The organism is Kordiimonas lacus, from assembly GCF_001550055.1.
GTDB lineage: Bacteria > Pseudomonadota > Alphaproteobacteria > Sphingomonadales > Kordiimonadaceae > Kordiimonas > Kordiimonas lacus.
The window spans coordinates 546,792-572,253 of the sequence record NZ_LRUA01000003.1; the positions used below are offsets into that span (position 1 = coordinate 546,792).

Sequence of the window (25,462 nt, forward strand, 5' to 3'; positions counted from 1 at the left end):
TCCTTTTCAAAACTCTCATTCCACCTTGCCGTGGCCGCGGTGCAGATAGTCTTCCGACTGCATTTCCATCAGGCGTGAGACCGTGCGTTCGAACTCGAAATGGCCTTCGCCCGCTTCATAAAGGTCAGCGGGCGGGACGGCAGCAGAGCACAGGAATTTTACGCCGTGCTCATAGAGCGCGTCGATGAAGGTCACAAACCGCTTGGCTTCATTTCGGTTTTCCGGCCCCATCTGCGGGATCGCCACCATGATCACCGTATGGTAGGCCCGCGCGATCGCCAGATAGTCGGCTGAGCCGAGCGCGTTGGCGCACAGCCGCTTGAAGCTGAACACCGCCACGCCGCGCGCGGCCTTGGGCACGAAAAGCTTGCGACCCTGCGCGGTCAGCTCGTCAGATGGCACCTTGTCGCGGTTCTCAACATCGCGGTCGGTCAGGCGAAAGAAGGCTTCTGACAGCTTGGCTGTCGATACCTCATCAATGGGTGTGTAATAAGTATCCACACCTTTAAGGCGGTCATAGCGATAGTCGGTGGGGCCATCCAGCGGCACCACCTCGAACTGGCTTTTGATCATCTCGATAAACGGCAGGAACAGCTGCCTGTTGAGCCCGCCTTTGTAGAGGTCGTCGGGCACCCGGTTGGATGTGGCCACAATCACCACACCGCGCTCCAGTAGCTCCTTATAAAGCCGCCCCAGCACCATGGCATCGGCAATGTCTGTCACCTGCATTTCATCAAAACACAGCAGCGTTGCTTCCATGGCGATCTGGCGGGCCACCGGGGGAATTGGGTCATCGCCCACCACTCGGCCACCGCGTGCGGCGCGTTCCTTGGCTGACATACCGCGCCATTCCTTGAGCCGCGCATGAATATCCAGCATGAACTCGTGGAAGTGCACGCGCTTTTTGGCTTTCACCGGCGCCAGTTCATAGAAAAGGTCCATCAGCATGGACTTGCCGCGCCCCACGCCGCCATAGACATACAGCCCCTTCGGCACGCCCTTCTCATTATTGCCCCACTTGAACAGGGTGGAGAGCCGCCAGCTTTTGATCGACAGGCTGCGTGATTTCGTCGCCACTTCCGGGTAATCCAGCAGGTCCTGGTAAAGCCGGTCGAAATGCTTCAGCACCCGCAGTTGATCATCGTCTGCGCGTACTTCGCCCTCGCTTTCCAGGCGGCGGTAAGCTTCAAGCGGGGTCTCGGTTGTGGCCACAAAAGTCTCCAGCCCATGGATGGTGTTCCTTTCTCCCTAGCATGGCAGGGAAATTCCTCAAGCCAAAATACCAATCCAGCCGCTTGCCACTTTTATGGCTTTGCTCGTGAGGCTACCCAAACAGGGCTTTCGCTTGACCTTGGCCGACTTCGCCTTATTCAACAGGGTACAGGCGCGCAGCCCAAAAAGGGCGCCGCAGCTGAACAACCCGTTTCGACACCGCAGCTGTTAGGACCGATTAATGCCCACTCCGCCCCGTATCATCCCCATGCCCGGCGTGAAAAACTTCCGCGACATGGGCGGCTACAAAGTGGCCGACGGGCGCACCATGCGCTGGGACAAACTGTATCGGTCTGGCCACTGGGCCGAGTTCACCGGAACCCCAGAGACCGCGGCCCCCGCATATGGCATCACCACCGTGATCGATTTCCGCTCTGACGTGGAGAAAAAGCGCCACCCAGTGGGTTGGCCAGATGGCTGGGCACCGGCCTATCACGCCACCCCCATTGGCGGCAATGCAGCCGCCTGGGTGCAGGACCTCTATGAGCGCCTGTCCACCAGCCCGTTCCCGGCGAAGGAACTGCGGGATCAGTTTATCCTGGCGTTCGAGACCATCCCGGTCGCCAACGCGGACGGCCTGAAGCGGTTTTTCGATATTATTCTTGAAGGCAAGCCTGAGGATAAGGTGCTGTTTCACTGCACCGCTGGCAAGGACCGCACGGGCATCGCGGGTGCCCTACTGATGCGGGCCCTTGGCGCGTCGGAGCCTGATATTACAGCAGACTTTTTGATGACAAACGATGCCGTAGACCTCCCGGCCACCAGCGCCATGATTGCCGAGCGCCTGTCTGAAAAGGCGGGGCGTGCGATCGTACCCGATGACGTTCATCCGCTTGTGGGTGTTGAGCCCGCTTTCCTGGATGCCGCCTATGCCAGCATTGAGCGGGCTACCGGGTCGGTGGATGCCTATCTTGAAGACACGCTTGGCCTGACACCTGCGCGTCAAGCCCGGCTAAGGGACCTGTTTCTTGAAGGGTGAGCCGCTTTCGGCCGCCACTTCCCGGATAATCTCCTTGATGCGACCACTTTCTCTCAGGCGCGCGATTGCGGCGTTGATCTGAGGCAGCAAATGCACAACGTTCTTGTGCGCCCTCACACTCAATCCGACCTCGACCCGCACTGGCCCTTGTTCAAATAGGGTGGAATTGGCGCCAATCCGCACGTCATAATCCAATGCACCTAGGATCGCCGCATCCGCGCGCCCTGCAGCCAACAGACGTAACGTATCGTCGATATCCTGGCCTGGCACCCGAATACCAAAGCTTTCCTGATCGTGAAAATCGAATCCCTGAACAGCAGCGACCCTGAGTTTTTCGCGGTCCTCTGCTGTTGCAACCGGGAAGGTCTCGCCTTTTCGGAATACCCAGATCTCACGCGAGGTGTAGAATACATCACTCCAGCTTTGGACGGCGACCTCCTCGTCCCGCGTGCGCCAGATCGGCGCGGCACAGCAATCCAGCAAGATGCGCCCACTTGCAAACATGCGGCGTTTACGGGCCTGGGGCGCGTTCACAAACACCGCTTTGACCCCGGTTTCAGCCAGAATTTCGCGCCACATGCGCTGCGTACCCATGGTATCGCTGCGGCCCACCATTAAAACGCCGACATATTCGCCCCGACCGGCCTTTTCCGCGTCAGTCTCCTTCAGGATATCCGCAATGCGCCCCTTGGTCCTGAGCGTCGCAATTGCTTCATTAAGGGCAGGCAGAAGGTCCGCACGCGACTTGTGAACCCGCACGCGAAGGTCTGCGACCGTATGCACTGGGCCAAGCTCAAGGGGTCTTGGCTTCAACCGCAGGCGGCGCTCATAGTCCTGCCTGTTGACGATGGCAATGTCCGCCTCGCCTGAGGCGACATGGTCCAGCACCTCCTCGATATCGTGAACCTCAATCACCGTCCCGAACTGGGCCTTCAGGTCATAGACAAAGCCCTTCACCTTGACGAACCGCAGCTTGGCCGCGTTTTCAACAGGGTCGACCGCGTGACCGCGCCGAAACACATAATGTTCGGCAGACTGGAAAAAGACATCCGAAAACAGCTGTGTTGCCTGTTCCTCCGGCCGCTGCCGCCACTCGGGAATCGCGCAGCAATCCAGAACGATGTCGCCCTTGATAAACATCTCACGCTTGCGCTCATGGGGCGCACTGATGATTTCCGCCTCGAGCCCGGCTTCGGTCAGGATGGCAGACCAGACCCTGTCGAATTCGATCGAGTCGCTTTGGCCAGCCTTCACTTCCTCATTGGCGAAAGATGGCAGGCCCACGGCGCTGACCAGGCAAAAGGCCAAAAAAAAGCGCCATATCCTTGTTGTCAAACACCTCCTGGCTCCTTGAGCACATGCAGAACTGATCACCACCGCATCTCCTTCGCCCCTAGTTTCCAGACCGCAACCGCGCGCCGGTCAGCGTCGCGATCCGTCCGGATGACTGCAGGCGTTTGATCGCCTCGTTGATTTGCGCCAACAGGTCCGGGCGGCTTTGATGCACCCGCGCCCGCAGCACCAATTCATTATGCTCCGGCCCCAACTGGAGTGGACGGCGCTTGAGCTTCTGTAATCGCCTGAACTCCTGGCTGTTGACAATCGTCAGGTCCGCCTCGCCGCTTGCCACAGCGTCCATCACCTGTTCAATCGTCGCCAATACCACCGTGCGCCCGAACAAATCGTCGCCCTGATAACTGAAGCCGTGCACAACCGCGACCTTGAAGGCTCTCAGATCTGTGGGGTCAGGCAAATCATATTTACGGCCGTCATGCAGCACCAGGTGATCTACTGTATAAAACACCGGCCGGCTCCACAGCTGAACAGCGATTTCTTCTTCGCTATCGCGCCACTGCTTGATCGAGCAACAGTCAAGCACCAGTTCCCCGGTTACGAAACGGCGGCGCCGGTCTTCATGACCCGGAATTTCAACCAGCTCCACCGGGATCGCGGATTCCTCCAAGATAGCGTGCCATACATCACGGAACACGCTGGCTTCCAAGCGACTGGCACGGATCGGTTCACCTTCTGCCTGGACCGGCGCTGCCCCATATAGGTCACCCCAAAGGACCAGCGCGCACCAAACGGCGCTGTGAAGCATGCGCCGGAAATTCATTCGCCGCGCTCCTTTAGAAGCAACAGCATATTCAACCGGCCGTCTGCTTTCATGGCAGCGATGGCAGCATTCAGGCGCGGCAGCAAGTCGGGCCGGGAGACATGCACACTTGCAAGCAGCGCCCCCTCGGCGCTGACGCCGCCAAGCTCAAGTGGCTGCGGATTGGTGGCTTGTTCTATACGAAACTGAAGGCCTGTGATGATGCCAATATCGGCACGGTTCTTTACCACCAGGTTGAGGACATCCGTATGGTCGCGGCCATCCAGACGAACACCGAAATAGTCCTGCCAGCGATAGTCAAAGCCCCGGATACCAGCCACCCTGAAGGGGCGCAGGTCTTCCCCTTTTTCAATTGGCACCACTTCGCCCTTGCGGAACACATAGTGCGCCCTGGCATAGTAGATGGGGTCGGAGAACAGGTGAGTCATCTGTTCTTCGGGGGTGTCGCGATAAATTTTGGGGTGGCAGCAATCCAGTGTCAGATACCCTTCTACAAAAGACCGGCGCTTACGCTTGGGTGGCAGATTAACATAAACAACATCGATGCCTGCCTCTGCCACAATGGCTTCCCACACAGGTGCCAGCCCGCTTGTATTGGTACGTCCTGCGCGCACCGGCTCGTCGTCACAAAATGCAGCGCAAGTCATCGTGACCAGCATTATCCCAGCAGTGATTGCAATGGCGCCTTTCAACGAATGCCCCTGATTACCTTTTCCTCTTGGACCCATAGTGCACCACAAGTCCTTGCCCAAAAGTGAAGATTTTATCGACTTGATCGAAAACCGTCACCGCGCAACCTATCCTGGCTACCTCTCGGGCCCCGACACGCCCATTCAGCGGTCGCAGACATCCTGGCGGGGCACGGACGCGTTGGTTGCCAGATGCAGCAATCGCTTCAATCTGCCGACCAGCCGGGAGGGCCGCTGTATGCGCCGACCAGCCACCTTAACTGTAGGCCTAACCTCAAACGGCTCAAGGTTTTCAAGACGGCTGTTCCAGTCGTCATCACCTGCCTTCTTGAGCGCCCCATCCAGGCCCAGAAGATCATCGGCAATTTCCAGCATACGGCGCTGCGGCACAATACGCGGACTTGCCTCAAGCATGGCAGCCAAATGCTGCGCCGGGCTTTTGTCGGGCTCGAGCGCACAGGCTGTGATAATCGCGGCAGCGGCAGACCGTGTCATGCCGGACGCACAGTGGATGAAAAGCCGGGCGTCCGCCGGCAGCGAATAGACAAAATCAAGCAGCGTCGAGATGTGCTTCGGGTTCACCCGTTTGTTGCTTTCGATATCCAAGAGCAGGATGTTTTCAGCAGGAAGGCGCCAGAACTTCAAGGCGCCCATGGCGGTCGGCCCAATGCGCACGGCATGTGTCGCACCGAACCTGGCCGCCATACGCGCGGCCCCGATCTTGGATCCAATTCTGATTAGCATATGACTCTCTAGCCAGCTGAAGTCCCCACATTTCTGCTTAGCAGAACAGTTAGGATAGCAGGTGCGAGCGTGCCAATATAGATGAAAGTGGCTCAATTCCGCCTTCTCATGAAAAACGGGCCCCACAAGGTGAGGCCCGTTCCCGGTTATTTGGGTGTCTGCGCGCAACTGTTATTTGGCGCCGCGCAGCACTGGGTACACCTTCTTCTCGTTCGGGGTATCGTCCTGCCCCGGCTGGTTGCCGTCATTGGTGCTGTTGTACCAATATTCGTAGGAGAACAAGCCATCTTCGCGGGTCACCAGCGATTGCATATAGTTGTTGATGCCCTGCGACAGCTGCAGGCTATAATCCAGCGAAATAGCCTCGCCCGCGTTGAACGGCGTGGTGCATTTCACGTTGCGGAACCACATCATCCAGTCATCCGGCGCTTCTGTGCCCACCGGCGGCACAGACACCGGCGGTTCATTCAGAAACGGCATAATCGCCGAGATCGTTGGATACTGCGATGTGGAATGACACGACATACAGCTTGAATTCGGGTTGTCCACCGGCCCGTTCAGGCGCCCGCCCCAACCAAGGTGGCTTGCAGGAAGTTCCGGCTTGCCGTCGACCATGCGCTGGTTGATCACCGTTTCCTTCAGCACCGGGTTGATGATGGTTTTGGTGGGTGTCGGGTTGTTGGAGCTTTCGCGATACTCTGGGTCATTGCCCCACATGAGGCCAACAGGGATCATATTGTCCCACTTGTTGTCGTTCCCAAGCGTGCCATTATAGATGAAGGTACCAAACACCCAGCCACCGGTATCGTCCGCGCGGGGGTCACGCACCATGATATCCATCTGGATCAGATTGACCGTGGTGACCGACTGGCATTCCGGCAGGTTTTCGCCGCACTGCTTGCCCGTGCTGCCTGGAATGTCCGTATTATAGATGTAGCCTTTCCAACTGATGGGATCGACCAGATACGGCACTTCATCGGCGTCCAGCGTGGTGAACAGCACCTTGCCCACAATTGTGCCAACCGGAAACCCCTTGCCGGCCTTCATGTAAGAGAGGTCAGGATAGGCGGGTGTTGGCCACACCTGCCCGATAGTGTAACCGCCTGGCTCATTATAGAAACCAACGGCATAGGCAAAGCTGGGGGTTACCTGCTCGGGCGCCAGCATCTGCTTGAGGATCGGTCCCTCTTTTGTCAGGCCATGAAAACCTTCGCGGCCGTTCACACCATAATGCTGCCAGGGGATATGATACCAGTTGCGCACCTTGTTATCTTCAAGGTTGAAGCTGTTCTCAATGTCATCCGCATGGGCATTGCCTTCGAATACATAGTCCCGCACGGCCATGGCGTATGAGTACCAGTCTTCCTTGAAATCGATTTTCAGGATTTTCTGGACCGCCTTGTCCTTCTTCATATTCGGCTCTTTGCGCGGATAATCCTGGCTCAGGCGGAATACCCGGCCGTCATATTCACCGGGGGCGAGCATGCGCCCGAAATCCGGAAACTGTTGCCCCAGCTTGCTTGGAATATTCAATCCCTCATACCGTTCCGCGACCTTGCTGTGATCGTCCGCAATGGTGGTACCACCAGTTGGCGCCAACAGCGCCAGCGCGCCTATGCCCAGCCCCAAGCCTTTCCTGAAATATCGCATCATGCTCCCCTTTCCAAAGTTGTCCAATACAACCTATATAAATGATAAACACAATTCCTGGTATTGATTTATCTCGAAAAACGCCATCATATGGTTGTAAATGTCATTTTGAGGAGACAGACCATGGCCACCACCCGTCACGCCAAGACCGGTTCCGAGCCCACGTTATCCCTGCCTGACCTGCCAGCTGTGCCCTGGTCAAAATTTGGTGGCGAAGCCCCCAAACAACTCTCATGCGAGGCAGGCACGCTGCCGGCGGCCGATGTGGTGATCCTGACATGGGCGGAAGCCGAATGGGCCGCCCTAGAGCAGGTGTTTGTGGAAAGCAGCACTCCCATGCCCTACAGCGCCCGCAATACCAGCAAGTGGGACGGTTGGTACCGGTATGACTGGGACATGCCATCAGGCAAATGGCCCCAATATTGGGATTCCTGGGGCGAATACCGCTTGGTGGAAGTGCGCGGCAAGAAAGTGCTGCTATTCAAATCAAACACCCACCTGGACTGGCCGGGCCAGAGCTATCTGGAGCAGATGACCAGCCAACTGCTGGAAGCTACAGGCGCGTCGCTGCTGCTGTCCATCGGCACGGCTGGCGGCGCCGAGCTTCATGACCATGAAGGCACAGTGCGTGTGGTCTCGAGCGGCCAGCTTTATGACACCGACTATCCAACCGACCCCTCCAAATGGGCCACCTATTACTGTGACTGGACAGCGGACGACAGCTTCCTCGCGAAGGCCGACTTCACGCAAAGCCTGTTCCCCATCCCGACCACAAAGAGCGACCTCGAAAGCCTGGCCAGTGCTTTTGAGGACGGCAAATACGACCTGAGCACACTGGACGCCAATGGCCTGTGCTTCGGTGACGATACGGTGAAGGTGTATGACATGACACCCAACAAGCAGCCGCTTGTGACCACCGCCACATTTGTCGTGGCGACAGACGCCAAAAACTCGCCGTTTGCCGACAAGGCCGTGGTGGAGATGGACGACGCTGTGCTTGGCAAGGTGTGCCATGAGAAAAGCATCAAGTTCGGGTTCGTGAGGAACGTGTCTGACCCCGTTCAGAACGCAGACCTGCCAGTGAGTGTGCAGGGCGACTGGGGCGGCGTGATCTATCGCACGTATGGGCTATACACCAGCTATAACGGCGCACTGGTGGCCTGGGCCGTGATCTGAACCAATAGTAAACCGGGGCATTGCCCCGGTTGCACCGCTAGGGTTTCGGAGCAAACAGATCGAACATCTGCTGGCATGTCAGTTCGCGGGTCTTCTCACTAAAACTGTAAAAGTCTGGTTTGTCGTCAATGCAGACCTGGGCGATCATGGTGAAGCCGGTCATGTCATCAACCAGTCCAGCGGAGACCCCGGTGCTGCCGTTTTCCTTGATGCGGTAGAAAAGGTTGGAGCCGCATTCGCGGCAAAACCCACGCTCTCCCCATTCGGAAGAGCTATAGACCTTGATATGCTCCTCTCCTTCAAAACAGACGCTGGTCCCGCACTCGATTTCCATGAAGGGACCACTGCCCCACCGGCGACACATGCCGCAGTGGCATACACCGAAGTGTTTTGAAGCCGTTTGTGCCTTGAAGCTCACTGCACCGCACAGGCATTGGCCTGAAATATCAACTGAATCTGTCATCTTGTTCCCCCCATCAAAATCGGTGCTGCCAGCATACAATAAAAAAGGCCGGGGAAAACCCGGCCTTTAGATATATCGGTTTCGCGATTTCTAGCCTTTGCGCTCGACCATCATCTTCTTGATCTCTGCAATCGCTTTCGCAGGGTTCAAGCCCTTCGGACACGCGTTTGCACAGTTCATGATAGTATGACAGCGATAAAGCCGGAACGGGTCCTCGAGGTGATCGAGGCGGTCGCCGGTGGCTTCATCACGGCTGTCGATCAGCCAGCGGTAGGCCTGCAAAAGGATCGCTGGGCCCAAATACTTGTCGCCGTTCCACCAATAGCTTGGGCAGGAGGTGGAGCAACAGGCACACAGGATACATTCATAGAGGCCATCGAGCTTGGCGCGGTCTTCATGAGACTGCAGGCGCTCTTTCTCTGGCGTCGTCGACTGTGTCTGCATCCACGGCTTGATCGAGGCATATTGCGCATAGAAATTGGAAAGGTCTGGAACCAGATCCTTCACCACTTCCTGGTGCGGCAGCGGCGTGATGGCCACGTCGCCCTTGGCATCGTCAATCGCGGTCGTACACGCCAAGCCATTCTTGCCGTTGATGTTCATGGCGCAGGAGCCACAAACGCCTTCACGGCAGGACCGGCGGAACGTGACCGTGCTGTCCATCTCGTTCTTGATCTTGATCAGAGCGTCGAGGACCATCGGGCCGCAGTTGTCCATGTCCACTTCGAATGTGTCCATGCGCGGGTTTTCACCGTCATCCGGGTTCCAGCGGTACACGTGGAATGCCCGGGTGTTGGATGCCCCATCCGCCTTGACGGTTTTACCCTTGCCAACGCGGGAGTTTTTGGGAAGTGAAAATTCAGCCATTTGTCGTCTCCCTTCCCTTAATAAACCCGAGCTTTTGGTTTGATATACTCGACTTCCTTGGTCAGCGTGTACTCATGTACAGGGCGCTCGCCCAGCGTGACCTTCTTGCCGTCAAACCAACCCACGGTGTGTTTCATCCAGTTATTGTCGTCCCGGTCCGGATAGTCCTCATGCATGTGGGCACCGCGGCTTTCTTTCCGCGCTGCAGCACCGTGCATGGTCAGGACTGCCTGGCCGATCAGGTTCTGAAGCTCGAGCGTCTCGATGAGGTCACTGTTCCACACGAGCGAACGGTCGTTGGTCTTCAGGTCGTCGAAGCCCGACGCGACATCGTCGATCAGTTTCACGCCTTCGGCCAGGACTTCCTCTGTCCGGAATACCGCACAGTTGTTCTGCATGGTCTTCTGCATCTTCAGGCGCATATCCGCCGTAGATGTTGAACCGTTGGCGTGACGGGCAGCGTCAAGACGGCCGATGGCCATCTCTTCATAGCCCTTCGGCAGCGGCGCCTGAGTGGCACCCGCCTTGCTGGTTTCAGCAATCCGGTGCGCAGTCGCGCGGCCAAATACCACAAGGTCAATAAGCGAGTTGGACCCAAGGCGGTTCGCACCGTGAACGGATACGCATGCAGCCTCACCCACCGCGAACAGACCAGGCACAACGGCGTCAGGGTCTTTCTTCGTCGGGTTGATCACTTCACCATGATAGTTGGTCGGAATACCACCCATGTTGTAGTGCACGGTTGGAATGATCGGAATTGGTTCCTTGGTCACGTCCACGCCCGCGAATACCTTCGCGGATTCGGAAATACCGGGCAGACGTTCCGCCAGGATTGCCGGATCAAGGTGATCCAGGTGCAGGAACATATGGTCGCCTTCCGGGCCAACGCCGCGGCCTTCACGGATCTCGTTCGAGATGGAGCGCGATACCACGTCGCGGGACGCCAGGTCCTTCGCGGATGGCGCATAGCGTTCCATGAAACGCTCGCCTTCACTATTGATCAGGATACCACCTTCGCCGCGTGCGCCTTCAGTAATCAGAACGCCCGCGCCGTAAATGCCGGTTGGGTGGAACTGAACGAACTCAAGGTCCTGCAGGCCGATGCCTGCCCGAAGCGCCATACCGCCGCCGTCACCGGTGCAGGTATGGGCGGATGTGCAGGAGAAGTAGGCCCGGCCGTAACCGCCCGTTGCCAGCACCACAGATTGGGACCGGAACGCGTGGATGGAGCCGTCTTCCATATTCATCGCGATCACGCCGCGACACTCACCCTTTTCCATGATCAGGTCGATGGCGAAATATTCGATATAGAAGTCGCTGTCATACTTCAGCGACTGCTGGTAAAGGCCGTGCAGCATGGCATGGCCGGTCCGGTCAGCGGCGGCGCAGGTGCGCTGTGCTGGCGGGCCTTCGCCGAATTCGGTGGTCATGCCGCCGAACGCGCGCTGGTAGATCTTGCCTTCTTCCGTCCGGCTGAACGGCACACCAAAGTGCTCCAGCTCATAGACGGCAGCCGGTGCTTCACGCACCATATATTCAATCGCGTCCTGGTCACCGAGCCAGTCGGAGCCCTTGACGGTGTCATACATGTGCCACTGCCAGCTGTCCGGCCCCATGTTGCCAAGGGATGCGGCGATACCGCCCTGCGCCGCAACGGTGTGCGAACGGGTCGGGAATACCTTGGTGATACAGGCTGTCTTGAGGCCCGCTTCCGCGAGGCCCATGGTTGCGCGAAGACCAGAGCCCCCGGCGCCAACAACAACGGCATCATAGGTATGTGTTATAATGGGATATGCGCCCGTCATGATTTATCCCCCAAACGCTATACGAAGAACGGAGAAGATGCTGAGCGCCGCAATGAGCACACAGGCGAAAGTGATTAGGACCATGGTCGCAATCTTGGTGCCCTTGTCGTGGACATAATCCTCGACAACCACCTGCAGCCCGAGGCGCATGTGGTATACGAAGTTTGCCAGGAACAGGATCACCAGAACGGAGACCAGCGGCTGTTTCAGCCAGGCCACCCATTCAGCGTGTCCCTTGCCGGCGTTACCGACGAAAGAGACAACCATGAAGATCACCAGCGGAATGTTGGCCAGCGCGGTCATGCGCTGCACCATCCAGTGGTGCGTACCGTCCTTGGCAGAGCCCAGGCCGTGTACTTTGGCAAGTGGTGTTTTCATATCAGCCATGACTTACATCACCCCCATTACTTTGTAGGCCGCGACCCAGATCACGATTGTCATGACAATCGAGAACACAAAGGTCAGTCGCGCCGATGAGGTATTGGCCTTCAGCTCATAAAGCTTGCCGGCGTCCATGAACAGGTGGCGAATGCCGCCCGCCAGATGCTGCATCAGCGCGAAGGTGATGCCAAACAGGACGAGACGCCCGATGATGGAGCCTGCATAGCCCTGTACTTGATCGAAATAGTCGTGCCCTGTCGCCATAGCCACCAGCCACCAGGTAAGGAGGATAGAGCCAAAAGCAAGCGCCACACCGGTTGCCCGGTTGATAATGGACGCTGCCATGTGCCATCCCCAGCGGTACACCTGCAGGTGGGGAGAGAGCGGGCGTTTCACTTGCGCCATGAATAAATCCCCTGACATGTTTAATTCCGGCGGAATTAACTTTGTTAGCCTCGCACGTGCCGGATGCTGCACTGCGAAAGAATCAGGCATTGTTTTTAACGCCCCAGCCCCGGGTTTCGCAAGGAAGGAATTGGGAAATAAGGGACATTTTTCCTGTTTCACGGCAATATCTAGGGTGACTCGCCCCCACGTCCAGCGCTGTCATCACGATCGGCGCGAAGCTTGATTGTGAAAAACATGCCAAAGCAGGTTTCCCGCGCAAAGACTTGAAGAAGCCAGCATCGCTTGTTAACTTGTAGGTGTACCAAATACAACTTGATCACTTTTATTGGGGAAAAACGTGATTTCATCTTCAAGCCTGATCAGGGCATGGTTCGCCACAGCCATTACCTGTCTCGCCGCTGCCGGCATGTCCATGGTCTCTCCTGCGCTTGCCGAGACACCGGCCGAAACACCGATAGAAGCCTTCGCCACGCTACCAGATTTCTCTGGCGCCAAACTATCGCCTGGTGGCGGGTCTGTGGCCTACAGCGTCCAATATGAAGGCCGAAAGGCTGTGATCTTTCAGAATCTGGATGGCTCGGAACGCGGCCTTATCCCGGCACCCGAAGATTCCGAAATATCAAGTTTCTATTGGGCGAACGACCGTGTCTTGCTGGTAAAGGTAGGCGCCCTTATGCGCCGGAGCGAGTTTCGCGACCAGACCTTCAACACCCGGATATTTTCCTTTGATCGGGAGACCAATAATTTCTTGTGGCTTGGCAAGCCGAAGCGACGCTTGAGGGCCACAAGGTCTGGGAACGAGCATGTCTCTCTCCATGAACGTATTGTCGACTTCCTATGGGAAGATCCGGACAATATCCTGATGGCGATGGATTTCGACCTCAACGGCGAAAGTGAAGTCTTCAGGGTCAACGTAAGGTCGGGTAGCAGAAGACCGGTCAGACGCGAGCGCAACAATATCCACAGCTGGCACACTGACCATAACTCGGAAATCCGGCTTGGCATCGGTTTCCGGTCTGATGAATGGTTCACCATCTACAAGACAGAGAAGGACGGCTGGATCAATCTGGACAAGACAGACTGGGGCAAGAAATATGATTTCGAAGGCTTCTCGCCAGACCCCCAGATCATCTATGTCAGTGGCCAGACAGACAGCGGCACCAAAGGTCTGTTTTCCATCGATGTCGAAACCGGCGAGATTATCGAAAAGCTCTTCTCACACCCTGAATATGACATTTCCAGTGTCACCGAACACCCGATCACTGGTCATGTATCAGGCGTGGCCTATGTCGACGATCACTACAGGATCACCTATTTCGACAAGGACCTGGCACTGATCAAACGTAGCATAAACAAAGCCCTGCCAGACACCGTCAACTATATTGCCGGCCAGGCAAAAGAGAAGCGCCTGTATCTAATCTACAGCGCCTCAGACACAGTTCCCGGTGCTTATTATCTGTTCGACCGCGACCAGGGCCAACTGCACTTTATCACCAGCGCTTATCCCAATATCGACGTCACGAAATCTGCAGTAACGCGCCGGGTCGATATTCCTGTTCGGGATGGCAGCACCATTCCCGCTTATCTGACAATTCCACACCACACCGACACGCCAAGGACTATGCCGACAGTGGTTCTTCCACATGGCGGGCCGCAAGCCCGTGACACCGCAGATTGGGACTATTGGGCTCAGTTCCTCGCAGACCGGGGCTATCTGGTCATCAAACCAAACTTCCGTGGCTCAACCGGCTTTGGGCCGGCTTTCCAGGAAGCCGGCGAAAACCAATGGGGAGGCCTGATGCAAGATGACGTCACAGACGCCACACACTGGATCGTCGAAAAAGGGTATGCCGACCCGAACCGTATCTGCATCGTGGGCGCATCTTATGGCGGCTACGCGTCACTTATGGGGGTAATCAAGGAGCCAGACCTGTATCAATGCGCCATTTCCGTAAACGGCGTAACTGACATTCCTTCCATGAAAGCCAATGACCGCAACTTTATCGGCGGCAAGGCCTGGGGCAAAAAATGGGGCCTGGAAGGCAAGAGAGACGAAGATATTTCGCCCTATGATCGCGCCGAAGAAATCAACACGCCCGTCCTGATCATGGCATCGCGTGATGACCGTCGGGTCCCTTATGACCAATCGGCAAAACTGCATGATCGACTGGAAAAATTGGGCAAGGAAACCCGGTACGTGAAAATCGAAAGCGGTGACCATTACATGGTAACCGCAGCATCACGGGCAACCCTTCTATCTGAGACGGAAAAATTTCTGAAAGCGCATATCGGCAATGATTAAGTGTCTGATGGACAAAATTGGTGCCTCGGGCCGTTGCCGTCAACACAAAAGGCCGCTATAGCTAACCTTTGGTTTATCAACTGGTCTTTGGGGGACTTCATGAAAATCTCATTGCGCCGCCTGTTGGGTGGCTTGGCTGCGGCACTGTTGCTGGCTGCCTCGACAGCAACCGTGCATGCACAACAAACTTCAGTGGCTGCAACTGCAGAAAAGTTTGCGCAGCTGCCGGCGTTTGATCAGCTTCAAATGTCGCCAAACGGCGCATTCATCGCCTACCTGACACCTTTCGAAGGTCGTAAAGTTCTGATGATACAGCACCGGCTTGGCGGTAGCCAGGTGGCTGTTCCCTTTCACAAGAACGCGGACATAGACTGGTTTCGCTGGGCCAGCAACGGATTCCTGCTAATCGGGTACTCTCAGACACAGATCGACAGAAGCTATGTCCGGTCGAAGCGGGAAAAATACATGCTGGCCGCCATTCGCCGAGACGGTCAAAATTTCCAAGTTCTGAAACAGTCAGGATATGGCTACTACGATCTGTTGCCGGATGATCCGAACCACATATTGGCGCCCTATGGTGAAGACGTCGTGGAATTTGACCTGGCAACAGGCAACCATAAAGTGGTCCAGTACTCCCTGATGGATATATATGCCTGGCACCTCGACCAACAAAATGAGGCCCGATATGGCATCGCAGAAAAGGACGGCGAAACTGTACCCTACTATCGGATGCCTGATGGGGAATGGCAAAATGTCTCAAACCACGAATGGGCCAACAAAGGGTTTGGTATCCTGGGCTTCTTCGACGATCCCCAGTTTGCCTATGGCCGGGGCCCCAGCCAACATGGAACCCTAGGTCTATTCAAGGTTGATATGCACTCCGGCAAGGTTTTGGAAGAGATCTATTCTCATCCAAAGGTGGATGTTGACGACCTCGTCGTGGCCCCGAACACGCGGCGTCCAATCGGCGTCTCATACACACTTGACCACAGTGAAATTTTCTATTGGGATGACTATTACAAAAAGTTTCATGCCTTCATTAATCGTGCGATTCCCGATAGAAACAATCTGATCGTGGGAAAAGCGCTCGATAAGAAAGCATATCTGATCCTGTCCAGAAGTGATCAAGAACCTGGCGTTTACTATCATTTTGATCTGGCCGAAAAGAAGCTCAGCCAAGTTACAGCAAAACACCCAGAACTTGATCCAACAACACTCGCAAAAATATCTTCCGTCAGCTTCACCGCACAGGATGGGCTGGAAATTCCCGGCTACCTTACTATACCTGTCGGTATGGAGGCCAAAAACCTGCCTATGGTCATCATGCCACACGGCGGTCCCCGTTCACGCAGTGACGCTTATTACAACTATATTGTGCAGGCAATAGCTGCCCGAGGATTTGCTGTTTTCCAACCAAATTTCCGAGGATCAACCGGCTATGGCCCGGCGTTTGAAGCGAAGGGTTACCATGAGTGGGGTGGGGTGATGCAGCGTGATGTTACGGATGCCACCCACTGGCTGATCAAGGAAGGAATCGCGGACAAAAACCGCATCTGTATCCTCGGCTTGTCATATGGCGGTTACTCCGCCCTTATTGGGGCCGCACAGAACCCGAACCTCTATGCTTGCGCTGTAAGCGGTAACGGTGTCGCCGATTTACCCTTCTTCATCGGCGACAAACAATACAAGTTTATCGGCGGCGAAGATCTGGAATGGGTCAAGGATATGCATCCGAAAGAAGGGGAGCCCGAGAGCGTATCACCAAAACATCTGGCAGATAAGTTTGAGACACCCGTTCTGCTGATCCATGCCAAAGATGATGCGCGCGTTCAGTTGAATCAATCAGACCGCATGTATGACGCTCTCAGGAGCCAAAAGAAAGACGTCAAGTTCGTCAAGATAGCCAAAGGGACCCACTGGCTCGTCAATCGCGAAGCACGGGAAACCTTCCTCGTGGAATCACTGACCTTCCTTGAAAAGCACCTGAACACGCGCGTCGCGGCCAACTAGGCCCGAGACGCAAATTATCCGGCGATGGCTTCGGCCATCGTCACCATGCGCCGGGCCTCTTCAAGGTGCAGTTCCTCGATCATCCTGCCGTCCAGCACGGCCACACCCTTGCCTTCAGCTTTTGCTTCATCAAAGGCGGCCAGCATACGGCGCGCGAGGGTGAGCTCGTCTTCGCTTGGTGCAAAGGTGCTGTTGGCCACGTCCACTTGTGCGGGGTGGATCAGCGTCTTGCCGTCAAAGCCCAGTTCCTTGGCCTGCTGGCATTCGAACGCGAACCCCTCTGCGTCACGGAAATTACTGTAAACACTGTCAAGGATCGTCAGCCCGTTCGCCCGCGCATGCAACAGCGCCAGCCCGAGCGCCGTGATCACCGGCAGACGGTCCTTCGTGTGTTTGGCGCGCAGGTCTTTGGCCAGATCGTTCGTGCCCACCACCCAGGTGGTCAGCCGGTCGCTGGCCGCAGCAATCGCGCCTGCATTCAGGAAGCCTTTCGGCGTCTCGATCATGACCCAGATTTCCATGTCCGGATGGGCGCTGTGCCAGGTGATTTCTTCTTCCACTTTATGGATGGCCTCCGGGCCCTCTACCTTCGGAATCAGAACTGCAAAGGGATGGTTGGGCACCACGGCCTTCAGGTCATCCCGCCACCAGTCAGTATCCAGCCCATTGATACGCACCACCAGGTCTCGCCCACCATAGTCACCAGACGCGACAGCAGCTGCGGCCTGTGTGCGCGCCTCATCTTTGGCTTCCGGCGCCACAGCGTCTTCAAGGTCAAAGATCAGCCCATCAGCAGGCAAGCCTTTGGCCTTCTCAAGTGCGCGGGCATTTGAAGCGGGCATGAAAAGCATGCTTCTGCGGGGGCGGGCTAAGGTCATTTCATGGTCTCCGGATACAAAAGGCCCGGCATGATAGCATACCGGGCCCCTTGTTCAGCGTGTTACCAACCGCAGGTGCGGTCTTTGTTCTGCTCATCAAGCCAGGCTTTGAGCGGCTCGAAATAGGCGATGATCGCTTCACCGCTCATCTCGCGGCTGCCGGTGAAGGCTTCAAGCGCATCCGGCCAGGGCTTCGAGGCGCCCATTTCCATCATGGCCTTGAACTTCTCGCCTACTTCCTTGTTGCCGTAGATAGAGCACTGATAGAGCGGCCCAGTCCAGCCAGCCTGGTCACAAGCGGCCTTGTAGAACTGGAACTGCAGGATGCGGGCAAGGAAATAGCGCATATAAGGCGTATTGCCCGGAATATGGTACTTCGCACCCGGATCAAACGCGTCCGCAGGGCGGTCGTTCGGTGCCTTCAGGCCCTGATATTCCTCACGCAGCTTCCACCAGGCGTCGTTATACTGGTCTGGTGTTACCTCGCCCGAGAAGACCTGCCAGCGCCACTTATCCACCATCAGGCCAAACGGCAGGAAGGCAACTTTATCAAGCGCCTGGCGCATCAGCGCCGGTACCGGGTCTGTGCTTTCCGGCACTTCGTCGATCAGGCCGATCTGCTTCAGGTAATCTGGCGTCATCGACAATGCAACCATATCACCGATGGCTTCATGGAAGCCGTCATTGGCGCCATTCAGGTGCAGCGTGTCCTGGTTCTTGTAGGCGCGCTGGTAGAAGTTGTGACCAAGCTCATGGTGCACGGTAACAAAATCTTCCGCATTCACCTTGGTGCACATCTTGATACGCACGTCGTCTTTATTGTCGATGTCCCACGCGGAAGCGTGGCACTGCACTTCACGGTCCGCCGGTTTGACGAACAACGACCGGTCCCAGAAGGTATCCGGCAGTGGCTCAAAACCAAGCGAGGTGAAAAAGCCTTCAGCCGTTTTCACCATTTTCTTCGCGTCATAGCCTTTTTCAACCAGCAGGCTGGTCACATCCAGGCTGCCGCCCGCGGCCGCGTCAGGCTGGACCACATCATTGATGTTGCCCCATTCCTGCGCCCACATATTGCCCAACAGGTGTGCCGGGATCGGGCCGGTATCTGAAACGACACGGTCACCATAGAAATCAGACAATTTCGCTCGTACCTGGCAATGGAGCGCATCATAGAGCGGCTTCACTTCAGCCCAAAGGCCGTCAACCATGGTGGCGAATTCGTCCGGGTCCATGTCATAGCCGGAGCGCCACATGGCGCCCACGTCCTTGTAACCGAGTTCCCGCGCGCCTTCATTGGCGATGTCAACCATGCGGGCGTAGTCACTTTTCATCGGCTTCGAGATCTTGTGCCAGCCGTCCCAAGCCGCCAGCAGGCGCTCTGGTGTGCGGTCGGACGCGATGATGTCTGACACACCGCCCAGCGACAGTGTCTGGCCTTCCATCTCGACCTTGCCGGTGCCGTATGTGGCATCAAGGTTCGCCTTGATCTTGGCAAGCTCAGCCGTTTTTGCGGCATCATCCGGTGCCGGCAGGGTCAGCCCACCCTTCAGGATGTTCATTTTGCGGCGCAGCTCTGCGGGCAGCTCCACATTCTCAAACCGTTTGGTCTCGTTCGCCAGCTTCACACCCAGAAGGGTGAAGGCTTCGTCCGCTTCCGCAACAATGGCGTTCGTGTCCACAGTGATGAAGTTTGCCTGCACCCATGCCTTGCGGCTGAGGCTGACGCTTTCATCAAAAAGCTGTTTCTCGGCATCTGCCATGAAGGCTGCCGCGTCTTCTGCGGTTGGTGCTTTTTCTTTTTCAGTGGTTGTGTCGCCACATGCCGCAAGCCCAAGTGCCATCGCCGACATCAGCGCGATGGTTGATAGTCCTGATTTAAACTGTGCCATGATATCCCCTTTCAAGGCCTTATCGGAGTCCCCACACCGATCCAGCCATATCGGTCTTACAAATCGTCCCCGATAAGTCAACACGATTGGATACAATCACTGACGATTCATTAACCATCTTCACGATATGATCAGGAGGCTGCAGGCATCTGTTTTGAGGAAGGTTGTCCGCAAGGGCCGTGCCTGCCCGCCATGACGGGGGTCAGATAGAAACCGTATGACCGACAAGGCCAATAAATCAACACCGCCCCAAGGGCAATCTGTGCTGGACAAGATCGCCAGTCTTGTCGGCAAAGCCTATTTTAATGCCTTGACCAAACTGCTGTGTGAGGACATGGGCGCGGACATCGCCTATGTCGGGCTGCTGTCCGACGACAGAGAAGAGATGAAAACTATCTCGCTTTACTGGGACGGTGCCCATATGGACTTCCAGAGTTGGCCCATCAATGACACCCCCTGCCTTGAAACCGTCAATAAGGACTTCTGTCTCCATGAGGCCACGGTGCAGACCCGCTATCCCAAAGACAGCTTCCTGAAGAAAGAACAGATAGAAGCCTATGTGGGATTCCCGCTGTTCGACGACCAGGGAACCGCCATTGGCGCAGTTGTGGCTGAAAGCCGCATGAAGCTTGAGGACAGCCAGCTTTTCGACTGCCTCCGCGCCGCCCAATGCCGCACGCAAGTGGAACTGCAGCACCATAAGGCTCTGGACACCATGCGCGAAACGCTAAGCCAGTCGCTGCTGTTGAACTATTCCAAGTCCATGTTCATGGCCAATATCACCCACGAGCTGAGAACACCCCTGAGCGCCATCATTGGCTATGCGTCGCTTATTCGCGACAGGCAGATCGAAGGCCCCCAGGTTCAGGAATATGCGGCAGAAATTTGTGCATCTGGTGAAGGGTTGCTGACGCTGATCAGCGATATCATGTCCCTTGCGATGCTCGAAATTTCCGATGAAACGGCAAAATCAGAGAAGTTCGACCTGACCGACCTGGCGCGCACCGGCAACCGCATGATCCAGCACCAGGCTGCGCAAAAGCATCTGAAGATCCTGGCCGCCACCCGGACCGAACCGCTGTATGTGAAGGGCGATGCAGGCCATACCAAGAAGGCCCTGATGAATATGCTGACGAACGCGGTGAAATACACCAGCATCGGGCATGTGGCGATTGAAGTGACAAAGCGCGAAGACGGCAGCGCTGTTCTGAGCGTAATCGATACCGGCATCGGCATGACAGATGACATACTGACCAAGGCGTGTGAACCGCTGACCAACTTCAAGAATGCCTATGACATGCATCAGGAAGGCTCAGGGCTTGGCATTCCCACCACCATGGTTTTGATGGACCGCCAGAAGGCCCGGCTGGAGGTAGAGAGTGAAGTTGGCAAGGGCACCAAGGCGCATCTGGTGTTCCCGCCCGATCTGGTAATCGATGACGACGACGGCTTTATCTAAGGCCTGAATGCAAAAATGCCGGAGCAGTCGCCCCGGCATTTTGAATGTCTCACGCTTTCCAAAAGCAGCTTTACGCAGCAGCTTTCAGGATGCCCTGGTTCAGCAGCGATTCCGCAATTTGGATCGCGTTCAGCGCCGCGCCCTTCCGAAGGTTATCGGAAACCACCCAGATGTTCAGGCCGTTCTTGACCGTCTTGTCTTCGCGGATACGGCTGATGAAGGTGGCGAAATCACCCACACATTCTTGTGGCGTGATGTAGCCGCCGTCTTCGCGCTTGTCGATCACAAGGCAGCCGGGTGCTTCGCGCAGCAGGGCACGCGCTTGCTTTTCGGTGATTTCCTTCTTGAACTCAATGTTGATCGATTCCGCGTGGCCCACGAACACAGGCACGCGCACGCATGTGGCCGTCAGCTTGATGTCCGGGTCCAGCATCTTGTGCGTCTCGGCCACCATCTTCCACTCTTCTTTCGTGTAGCCGTCATCCATGAAGACATCGATGTGCGGGATCACGTTGAAGGCGATCTGCTTGGTGAAATTCTCAGGCTTGATCGGGTCGTTCACAAAGATCGCGCGAGTCTGGCTGAAAAGCTCATCCATCGCGGCGTTACCGGCACCGGACACAGACTGGTAAGTCGACACAACAACGCGCTTGATCACAGCGGCGTCATGCAGCGGCTTCAGGGCCACCAGCATCTGCGCGGTCGAGCAGTTCGGGTTGGCGATGATGTTCTTCTTGATCTTCAGGAGGTGATGCGGGTTCACTTCCGGCACCACCAGCGGCACGTCCGGGTCCATGCGGTAGAAGGACGAGTTGTCGATCACCATGGCGCCAGCATCGGCAGCCTTGGGGCCATACTCTTTCGACACACCGGAACCAGCAGCAAACAGCGCGATATCAACGCCCGTGAAATCGAACGTATCAAGCGCCTGAATGGTGAGTTCCTTATTGCCGTAATCCACCTTCTGGCCCATGGATTTTCGGGATGCAATCGCAATAATTTCTGTGGCAGGAAACTCCCGCTCATTCAGAATATTCAGCATTTCGCGACCGACATTACCAGTCGCACCTACAACAGCGACACGAAAACCCATCTTAATCTCCTATGGGGTGCAAAAATTGGAGCGTCTATTCACACTGCTCCACTCAAAAAAGCAAACACGAAGTATTTGCGCAAATAGTTAGTATTTCTACGCTTTAGGGGCGTTTCAGCCAAGTGTTTTCAAAATGGCGTCACCCATACCAGTGGTTCCGACTTTCTCGAAACCGTCGGCCCAGATGTCACCCGTGCGGGCACTATCCAGCGCCTTCGACACTGCAGCTTCAACCTTGTCAGCTGCGTCGCCCATATCCAGGGAGTAACGAAGCGCCATCGCGAACGACAGGATCGCCGCAATCGGGTTGGCGATGCCCTGCCCTGCAATATCAGGTGCGGAGCCATGCACGGGCTCATAAAGGCCGGGCCCGCCAGAGCCGAGGCTCGCGCTTGGGAGCATGCCCAGGGAGCCTGTCAGCATCGCTGCGGCGTCAGAAAGCAGGTCACCAAACAGGTTGTCTGTCAGGATCACATCGAACTGTTTGGGGTTCTTCACCAACTGCATGGCGCAGTTATCGGCCAGGATATGCTCCAGCTTCACATCCGAATATTCCGCCGCGTGAAGTTTGGTCACTTCCTCGCGCCACAGAAGGCCCGATTCCATCACATTGGCTTTTTCCGCTGAATGAACAAGGCCGTTCCGCTTGCGCGCCATCTCGAACGCCACGCGGGCGATGCGGATGATCTCCTGGTCCGTATAGCGCTGGGTGTTGATGCCCACACGCCCGCCTCCGGGCAGGTCTTCAATGCCGCGCGGCTCACCGAAATACACGCCGCCCGCCAGTTCGCGCACGAACAGGATATCAAGGCCGGCAACATATTCGCGCTTCAGGCTGGAGGCATCCGCAAGCGCGTCAAAGCACATGGCGGGCCTGAGGTTCGCGAACAGATCGAGATCCTTACGGAGCCGTAACAACCCCGCTTCCGGGCGCTTGTCATAGTCTGTCTTGCCGTCCCACTGCGGGCCGCCCACACAGCCCATGACGATGGCGTCGGAGGCTTTCGCCTGCGCCAATGTGTCGTCTGTCAGCGGATGGCCGAATTTTTCATAGGAGCAACCGCCAATCAGGCCTTCGGAAACATCAAAAGACACCCCATAAGCGCCTTCAATCCAGCCCATAACGCGGCGCACTTCTGCCATGATTTCAGGGCCGATGCCGTCACCCGGCAGGAGCATCACTTTATGTGTGGTCATATCCAAACTCTCGTCTTTATCAGCCGCGGAACAGCCACGGGGTCATCAGTTTTTGCTTGTCTTCATAGCCCTTGATCACGCTGGCAGCCTGCAGCGTCTGGCCGATCTCATCGAGGCCATTGAGCAGCATTTCCTTGTGCGCCGGGTTGAAGTCGAACTCATATTTCGCGTTCTGGCACGTGACCGTCTGGTCATTCAGGTTCACATGAATCTCGTGCCCGGCTTCTGCGGCCAGCACGAGCGCATCCACTTCGTCCTGGCTGAGCGCCACGGTCAGGATGCCGTTCTTGACGCAGTTACCCGCGAAGATGTCGGCGAAGCTTGGGGCGATGATGCAGCGGTAACCAAGCTCCGCAATCGCCCACGGCGCATGCTCGCGACTGGAACCACAACCGAAGTTATCGCCTGCGATAAGGATTTTGGCACCTTTGTATTTGGGCCCATCAAAGACATTGTTTTCGATCCGGCTGCCGTCGGCGTTATAGCGCACGGTCTCGAACGCGTGCTCGCCAAAGCCTGTGCGTTTGATCGACTTGAGGTGCTTGGCCGGGATGATGATGTCGGTATCCACATTCACGCGCGGGAACGGCGTGGCGATGGAGGTGACGCTGACGAATTTTTCCATGGGTCTTCTCCTCGCTTAAAAGTTTCTGACGTCAACAAAGTGGCCGGCGATCGCCGCAGCCGCCGCCATGGCGGGGCTGACAAGATGCGTGCGCGCGCCTGGGCCCTGGCGACCGACGAAATTCCGGTTGCTGGTCGAGGCCACATGCTCGCCCGGGCCTGCCTTGTCAGGGTTCATGGCCAGGCACATGGAACATCCCGGGTCACGCCACTCAAAGCCCGCCTCGGTGAAAATCTTGTCCAGACCCTCTTCTTCGGCCTGCAGCTTCACAAGGCCGGAGCCCGGCACGATCATGGCCTCAATGATATGGTCGGCAACTTTGCGGCCCTTGATGATGGAGGCTGCCTCGCGCATGTCCTCGATCCGGCTGTTGGTGCAGCTGCCGATGAACACCCGGTCGATCTTGAAGCCGGTCATCGGCGTGCCAGCCGGGTAGCCCATATAATCCAGCGCCTTTTCGACCGCCTCGCGCTTGGCGGGGTCTTTGAAATCATCCGGACCGGGCACATTCGCAGTTACCGGCACTACATCCTCGGGGCTGGTGCCCCAGGTCACCAGTGGCACGATGGCGCTACCGTCGATGGTGATTTCCTTGTCGAACACGGCACCGTCGTCGGACTTCAGCGACTTCCAGTAATTTACCGCCGCTTCCCACTGGCCACCTTTCGGCGCATAGGGGCGACCCTTCAGGTAGTTGAATGTCTTCTCGTCCGGCGCCACAAGGCCTGCGCGCGCGCCCGCCTCGATCGACATGTTACAGAGCGTCATCCGTCCTTCCATACTCAGCGCCTCGATCACGGGGCCTGCGTACTCGATCACATGCGCCGTACCGCCCCCGGTGCCGATGGCGCCAATGATGGCCATCGTGACGTCCTTGGCGGAACAGCCTTTCGGCAGCTCGCCCGTAACGGTCACCCGCATATTCTTTGATTTCTTCAGCTCGAGCGTCTGGGTTGCCAGCACATGCTCAACCTCAGATGTGCCGATGCCGAACGCCAGCGCGCCAAACGCCCCGTGGGTGGAGGTATGGCTGTCCCCGCACACCAGCGTCACACCCGGCTGGGTAAAGCCCTGCTCGGGGCCCACCACATGCACGATGCCCTGCCGGTCGTCGGTCATGTCGATATAATCGAGGCCGAATTCCTTGGCGTTCTGTTCAAGCGCCGTCAGCTGGGCCGTGGACATGGGGTCCGGGTTCGGCTTGTCACGGTCTTTGGTGGGCACATTATGGTCCGGCACCGCGATGATGCTGTCCACCCGGTGTACCGGGCGGCCCGCCGCGCGCAGGCCATCAAACGCTTGGGGGCTGGTCACTTCATGCACTAGATGCCGGTCGATATATAGAAGGGCCACACCGTTGCCGCGGTCTTCCACAACATGATGGTCCCAAATCTTATCATACATCGTTTTTGGCATCTCAAACTCCAGTCAGTACCTGCCGGTGTGGAAGCCCTTCGCG

General features: G+C 56.7%; 22 protein-coding genes. 5 read left to right on the top strand and 17 right to left on the bottom strand.

All coding sequences use genetic code 11. The features are described 5' to 3' along the window. Positions 1–15 precede the first annotated feature (15 nt). A complete protein-coding gene (zapE, locus tag KORLAC_RS05915) occupies positions 16–1,212 on the bottom strand; it encodes a cell division protein ZapE (protein WP_068304350.1) in 1,197 nt (398 codons plus the stop codon). Positions 1,213–1,453: 241 nt separating this feature from the next. Here zapE and KORLAC_RS05920 point away from each other — a divergent pair, with 241 nt between their 5' ends. After that, on the top strand, positions 1,454–2,251 hold the full coding sequence (locus tag KORLAC_RS05920) for a tyrosine-protein phosphatase (RefSeq protein ID WP_074519391.1): 798 nt from the start codon (positions 1,454–1,456) through the stop codon (positions 2,249–2,251). Here the strand turns inward: KORLAC_RS05920 and KORLAC_RS05925 are convergent. The 5 genes from KORLAC_RS05925 to KORLAC_RS05945 all read right to left on the bottom strand — a co-directional run bounded on the left by KORLAC_RS05925 (position 2,225) and on the right by KORLAC_RS05945 (position 7,453). Continuing rightward, positions 2,225–3,559 carry a substrate-binding periplasmic protein gene (locus KORLAC_RS05925; protein WP_068304354.1) on the bottom strand — a complete coding sequence of 445 codons (1,335 nt, stop codon included), beginning with the start codon at positions 3,557–3,559 and terminating at the stop codon, positions 2,225–2,227. The genes KORLAC_RS05920 and KORLAC_RS05925 overlap by 27 nt on opposite strands. A gap of 85 nt (positions 3,560–3,644) precedes the next feature. Continuing rightward, positions 3,645–4,367, bottom strand: coding sequence for a substrate-binding periplasmic protein (locus KORLAC_RS05930; protein ID WP_068304356.1), 723 nt, complete (start codon positions 4,365–4,367; stop codon positions 3,645–3,647). Then, a complete protein-coding gene (locus KORLAC_RS05935; protein ID WP_160328604.1) occupies positions 4,364–5,014 on the bottom strand; it encodes a substrate-binding periplasmic protein in 651 nt (216 codons plus the stop codon). Before KORLAC_RS05935 ends, KORLAC_RS05930 begins: the two co-directional genes overlap by 4 nt. Before the next feature lie 186 nt (positions 5,015–5,200). Further along, on the bottom strand, positions 5,201–5,800 hold the full coding sequence (locus tag KORLAC_RS05940; RefSeq protein ID WP_139167557.1) for a hypothetical protein: 600 nt from the start codon (positions 5,798–5,800) through the stop codon (positions 5,201–5,203). 171 nt (positions 5,801–5,971) lie between these two features. Beyond that, complete coding sequence (locus KORLAC_RS05945; protein ID WP_139167555.1) at positions 5,972–7,453, bottom strand: hypothetical protein; 1,482 nt, start codon at positions 7,451–7,453, stop codon at positions 5,972–5,974. A gap of 120 nt (positions 7,454–7,573) precedes the next feature. Between KORLAC_RS05945 and KORLAC_RS05950 the strand changes: the two genes are divergently transcribed. Continuing rightward, complete coding sequence (locus KORLAC_RS05950) at positions 7,574–8,626, top strand: nucleoside phosphorylase-I family protein (RefSeq protein WP_068304364.1); 1,053 nt, start codon at positions 7,574–7,576, stop codon at positions 8,624–8,626. A 37-nt stretch (positions 8,627–8,663) separates the two neighbouring features. Here the strand turns inward: KORLAC_RS05950 and KORLAC_RS05955 are convergent, their stop codons facing one another. The 5 genes from KORLAC_RS05955 to sdhC form a co-directional block, all read right to left on the bottom strand. Beyond that, on the bottom strand, positions 8,664–9,089 hold the full coding sequence (locus KORLAC_RS05955; RefSeq protein WP_068304366.1) for a GFA family protein: 426 nt from the start codon (positions 9,087–9,089) through the stop codon (positions 8,664–8,666). A 90-nt stretch (positions 9,090–9,179) separates the two neighbouring features. Next, on the bottom strand, positions 9,180–9,956 hold the full coding sequence (locus KORLAC_RS05960) for a succinate dehydrogenase iron-sulfur subunit (protein WP_068304369.1): 777 nt from the start codon (positions 9,954–9,956) through the stop codon (positions 9,180–9,182). A gap of 17 nt (positions 9,957–9,973) precedes the next feature. Then, entirely contained in the window at positions 9,974–11,761 is a 1,788-nt protein-coding gene (sdhA, locus tag KORLAC_RS05965) for a succinate dehydrogenase flavoprotein subunit (RefSeq protein WP_068304371.1), read from the bottom strand. 3 nt (positions 11,762–11,764) lie between these two features. Continuing rightward, the gene (sdhD, locus tag KORLAC_RS05970; RefSeq protein ID WP_068304373.1) at positions 11,765–12,148 is read right to left on the bottom strand and encodes a succinate dehydrogenase, hydrophobic membrane anchor protein; all 384 of its coding nucleotides are present in this window, start codon (positions 12,146–12,148) and stop codon (positions 11,765–11,767) included. 3 nt (positions 12,149–12,151) lie between these two features. After that, positions 12,152–12,547: a succinate dehydrogenase, cytochrome b556 subunit gene (gene sdhC, locus KORLAC_RS05975; RefSeq protein ID WP_068304375.1), complete on the bottom strand. Its 396-nt coding sequence runs from the start codon at positions 12,545–12,547 to the stop codon at positions 12,152–12,154. Between the two features lie 340 nt (positions 12,548–12,887). Between sdhC and KORLAC_RS05980 the strand changes: the two genes are divergently transcribed. Further along, positions 12,888–14,852 (top strand): alpha/beta hydrolase family protein, encoded by a 1,965-nt coding sequence (locus tag KORLAC_RS05980; protein WP_068304377.1) that lies wholly within the window; start codon positions 12,888–12,890, stop codon positions 14,850–14,852. A 99-nt stretch (positions 14,853–14,951) separates the two neighbouring features. Continuing rightward, positions 14,952–16,862: an alpha/beta hydrolase family protein gene (locus tag KORLAC_RS05985; protein ID WP_068304379.1), complete on the top strand. Its 1,911-nt coding sequence runs from the start codon at positions 14,952–14,954 to the stop codon at positions 16,860–16,862. Positions 16,863–16,876: 14 nt separating this feature from the next. Here KORLAC_RS05985 and KORLAC_RS05990 read toward each other — a convergent pair whose 3' ends face one another. Together KORLAC_RS05990 and KORLAC_RS05995 are read right to left on the bottom strand one after the other, a co-directional pair. Continuing rightward, positions 16,877–17,740 (bottom strand): HpcH/HpaI aldolase/citrate lyase family protein, encoded by an 864-nt coding sequence (locus KORLAC_RS05990; protein WP_074519390.1) that lies wholly within the window; start codon positions 17,738–17,740, stop codon positions 16,877–16,879. A 62-nt stretch (positions 17,741–17,802) separates the two neighbouring features. Then, complete coding sequence (locus KORLAC_RS05995; RefSeq protein ID WP_068304384.1) at positions 17,803–19,629, bottom strand: M2 family metallopeptidase; 1,827 nt, start codon at positions 19,627–19,629, stop codon at positions 17,803–17,805. 217 nt (positions 19,630–19,846) lie between these two features. Between KORLAC_RS05995 and KORLAC_RS06000 the strand changes: the two genes are divergently transcribed. Then, positions 19,847–21,088, top strand: a complete 1,242-nt coding sequence (locus tag KORLAC_RS06000; protein ID WP_068304386.1) for a GAF domain-containing sensor histidine kinase — start codon at positions 19,847–19,849, stop codon at positions 21,086–21,088. A 70-nt stretch (positions 21,089–21,158) separates the two neighbouring features. Here KORLAC_RS06000 and KORLAC_RS06005 read toward each other — a convergent pair whose 3' ends face one another. The 4 genes from KORLAC_RS06005 to leuC all read right to left on the bottom strand — a co-directional run bounded on the left by KORLAC_RS06005 (position 21,159) and on the right by leuC (position 25,431). Further along, positions 21,159–22,181: an aspartate-semialdehyde dehydrogenase gene (locus tag KORLAC_RS06005; RefSeq protein ID WP_068304388.1), complete on the bottom strand. Its 1,023-nt coding sequence runs from the start codon at positions 22,179–22,181 to the stop codon at positions 21,159–21,161. Between the two features lie 114 nt (positions 22,182–22,295). Beyond that, positions 22,296–23,378: a 3-isopropylmalate dehydrogenase gene (gene leuB, locus KORLAC_RS06010; RefSeq protein ID WP_068304389.1), complete on the bottom strand. Its 1,083-nt coding sequence runs from the start codon at positions 23,376–23,378 to the stop codon at positions 22,296–22,298. Between the two features lie 19 nt (positions 23,379–23,397). Continuing rightward, a complete protein-coding gene (gene leuD, locus KORLAC_RS06015; RefSeq protein WP_068304391.1) occupies positions 23,398–24,003 on the bottom strand; it encodes a 3-isopropylmalate dehydratase small subunit in 606 nt (201 codons plus the stop codon). 15 nt (positions 24,004–24,018) lie between these two features. Beyond that, positions 24,019–25,431, bottom strand: a complete 1,413-nt coding sequence (gene leuC, locus KORLAC_RS06020) for a 3-isopropylmalate dehydratase large subunit (RefSeq protein ID WP_420913270.1) — start codon at positions 25,429–25,431, stop codon at positions 24,019–24,021. Positions 25,432–25,462 lie beyond the last annotated feature (31 nt).

Coding starts and splice junctions, on each gene's coding strand:
- KORLAC_RS05930 (WP_068304356.1), bottom strand. CDS start 4,367: ATGAATTTCCGGCGCATGCTTCACAGCGCCGTTTGGTGCGCGCTGGTC.
- sdhA (WP_068304371.1), bottom strand. CDS start 11,761: ATGACGGGCGCATATCCCATTATAACACATACCTATGATGCCGTTGTT.
- KORLAC_RS05935 (WP_160328604.1), bottom strand. CDS start 5,014: ATGACTTGCGCTGCATTTTGTGACGACGAGCCGGTGCGCGCAGGACGT.
- KORLAC_RS05990 (WP_074519390.1), bottom strand. CDS start 17,740: ATGACCTTAGCCCGCCCCCGCAGAAGCATGCTTTTCATGCCCGCTTCA.
- sdhC (WP_068304375.1), bottom strand. CDS start 12,547: ATGGCGCAAGTGAAACGCCCGCTCTCTCCCCACCTGCAGGTGTACCGC.
- KORLAC_RS06000 (WP_068304386.1), top strand. CDS start 19,847: ATGACCGACAAGGCCAATAAATCAACACCGCCCCAAGGGCAATCTGTG.
- leuD (WP_068304391.1), bottom strand. CDS start 24,003: ATGGAAAAATTCGTCAGCGTCACCTCCATCGCCACGCCGTTCCCGCGC.
- sdhD (WP_068304373.1), bottom strand. CDS start 12,148: ATGGCTGATATGAAAACACCACTTGCCAAAGTACACGGCCTGGGCTCT.
- KORLAC_RS05995 (WP_068304384.1), bottom strand. CDS start 19,629: ATGGCACAGTTTAAATCAGGACTATCAACCATCGCGCTGATGTCGGCG.
- KORLAC_RS05945 (WP_139167555.1), bottom strand. CDS start 7,453: ATGATGCGATATTTCAGGAAAGGCTTGGGGCTGGGCATAGGCGCGCTG.
- KORLAC_RS05940 (WP_139167557.1), bottom strand. CDS start 5,800: ATGCTAATCAGAATTGGATCCAAGATCGGGGCCGCGCGTATGGCGGCC.
- KORLAC_RS05920 (WP_074519391.1), top strand. CDS start 1,454: ATGCCCACTCCGCCCCGTATCATCCCCATGCCCGGCGTGAAAAACTTC.
- KORLAC_RS05955 (WP_068304366.1), bottom strand. CDS start 9,089: ATGACAGATTCAGTTGATATTTCAGGCCAATGCCTGTGCGGTGCAGTG.
- KORLAC_RS06005 (WP_068304388.1), bottom strand. CDS start 22,181: ATGGGTTTTCGTGTCGCTGTTGTAGGTGCGACTGGTAATGTCGGTCGC.
- KORLAC_RS05985 (WP_068304379.1), top strand. CDS start 14,952: ATGAAAATCTCATTGCGCCGCCTGTTGGGTGGCTTGGCTGCGGCACTG.
- KORLAC_RS05950 (WP_068304364.1), top strand. CDS start 7,574: ATGGCCACCACCCGTCACGCCAAGACCGGTTCCGAGCCCACGTTATCC.
- leuB (WP_068304389.1), bottom strand. CDS start 23,378: ATGACCACACATAAAGTGATGCTCCTGCCGGGTGACGGCATCGGCCCT.
- KORLAC_RS05960 (WP_068304369.1), bottom strand. CDS start 9,956: ATGGCTGAATTTTCACTTCCCAAAAACTCCCGCGTTGGCAAGGGTAAA.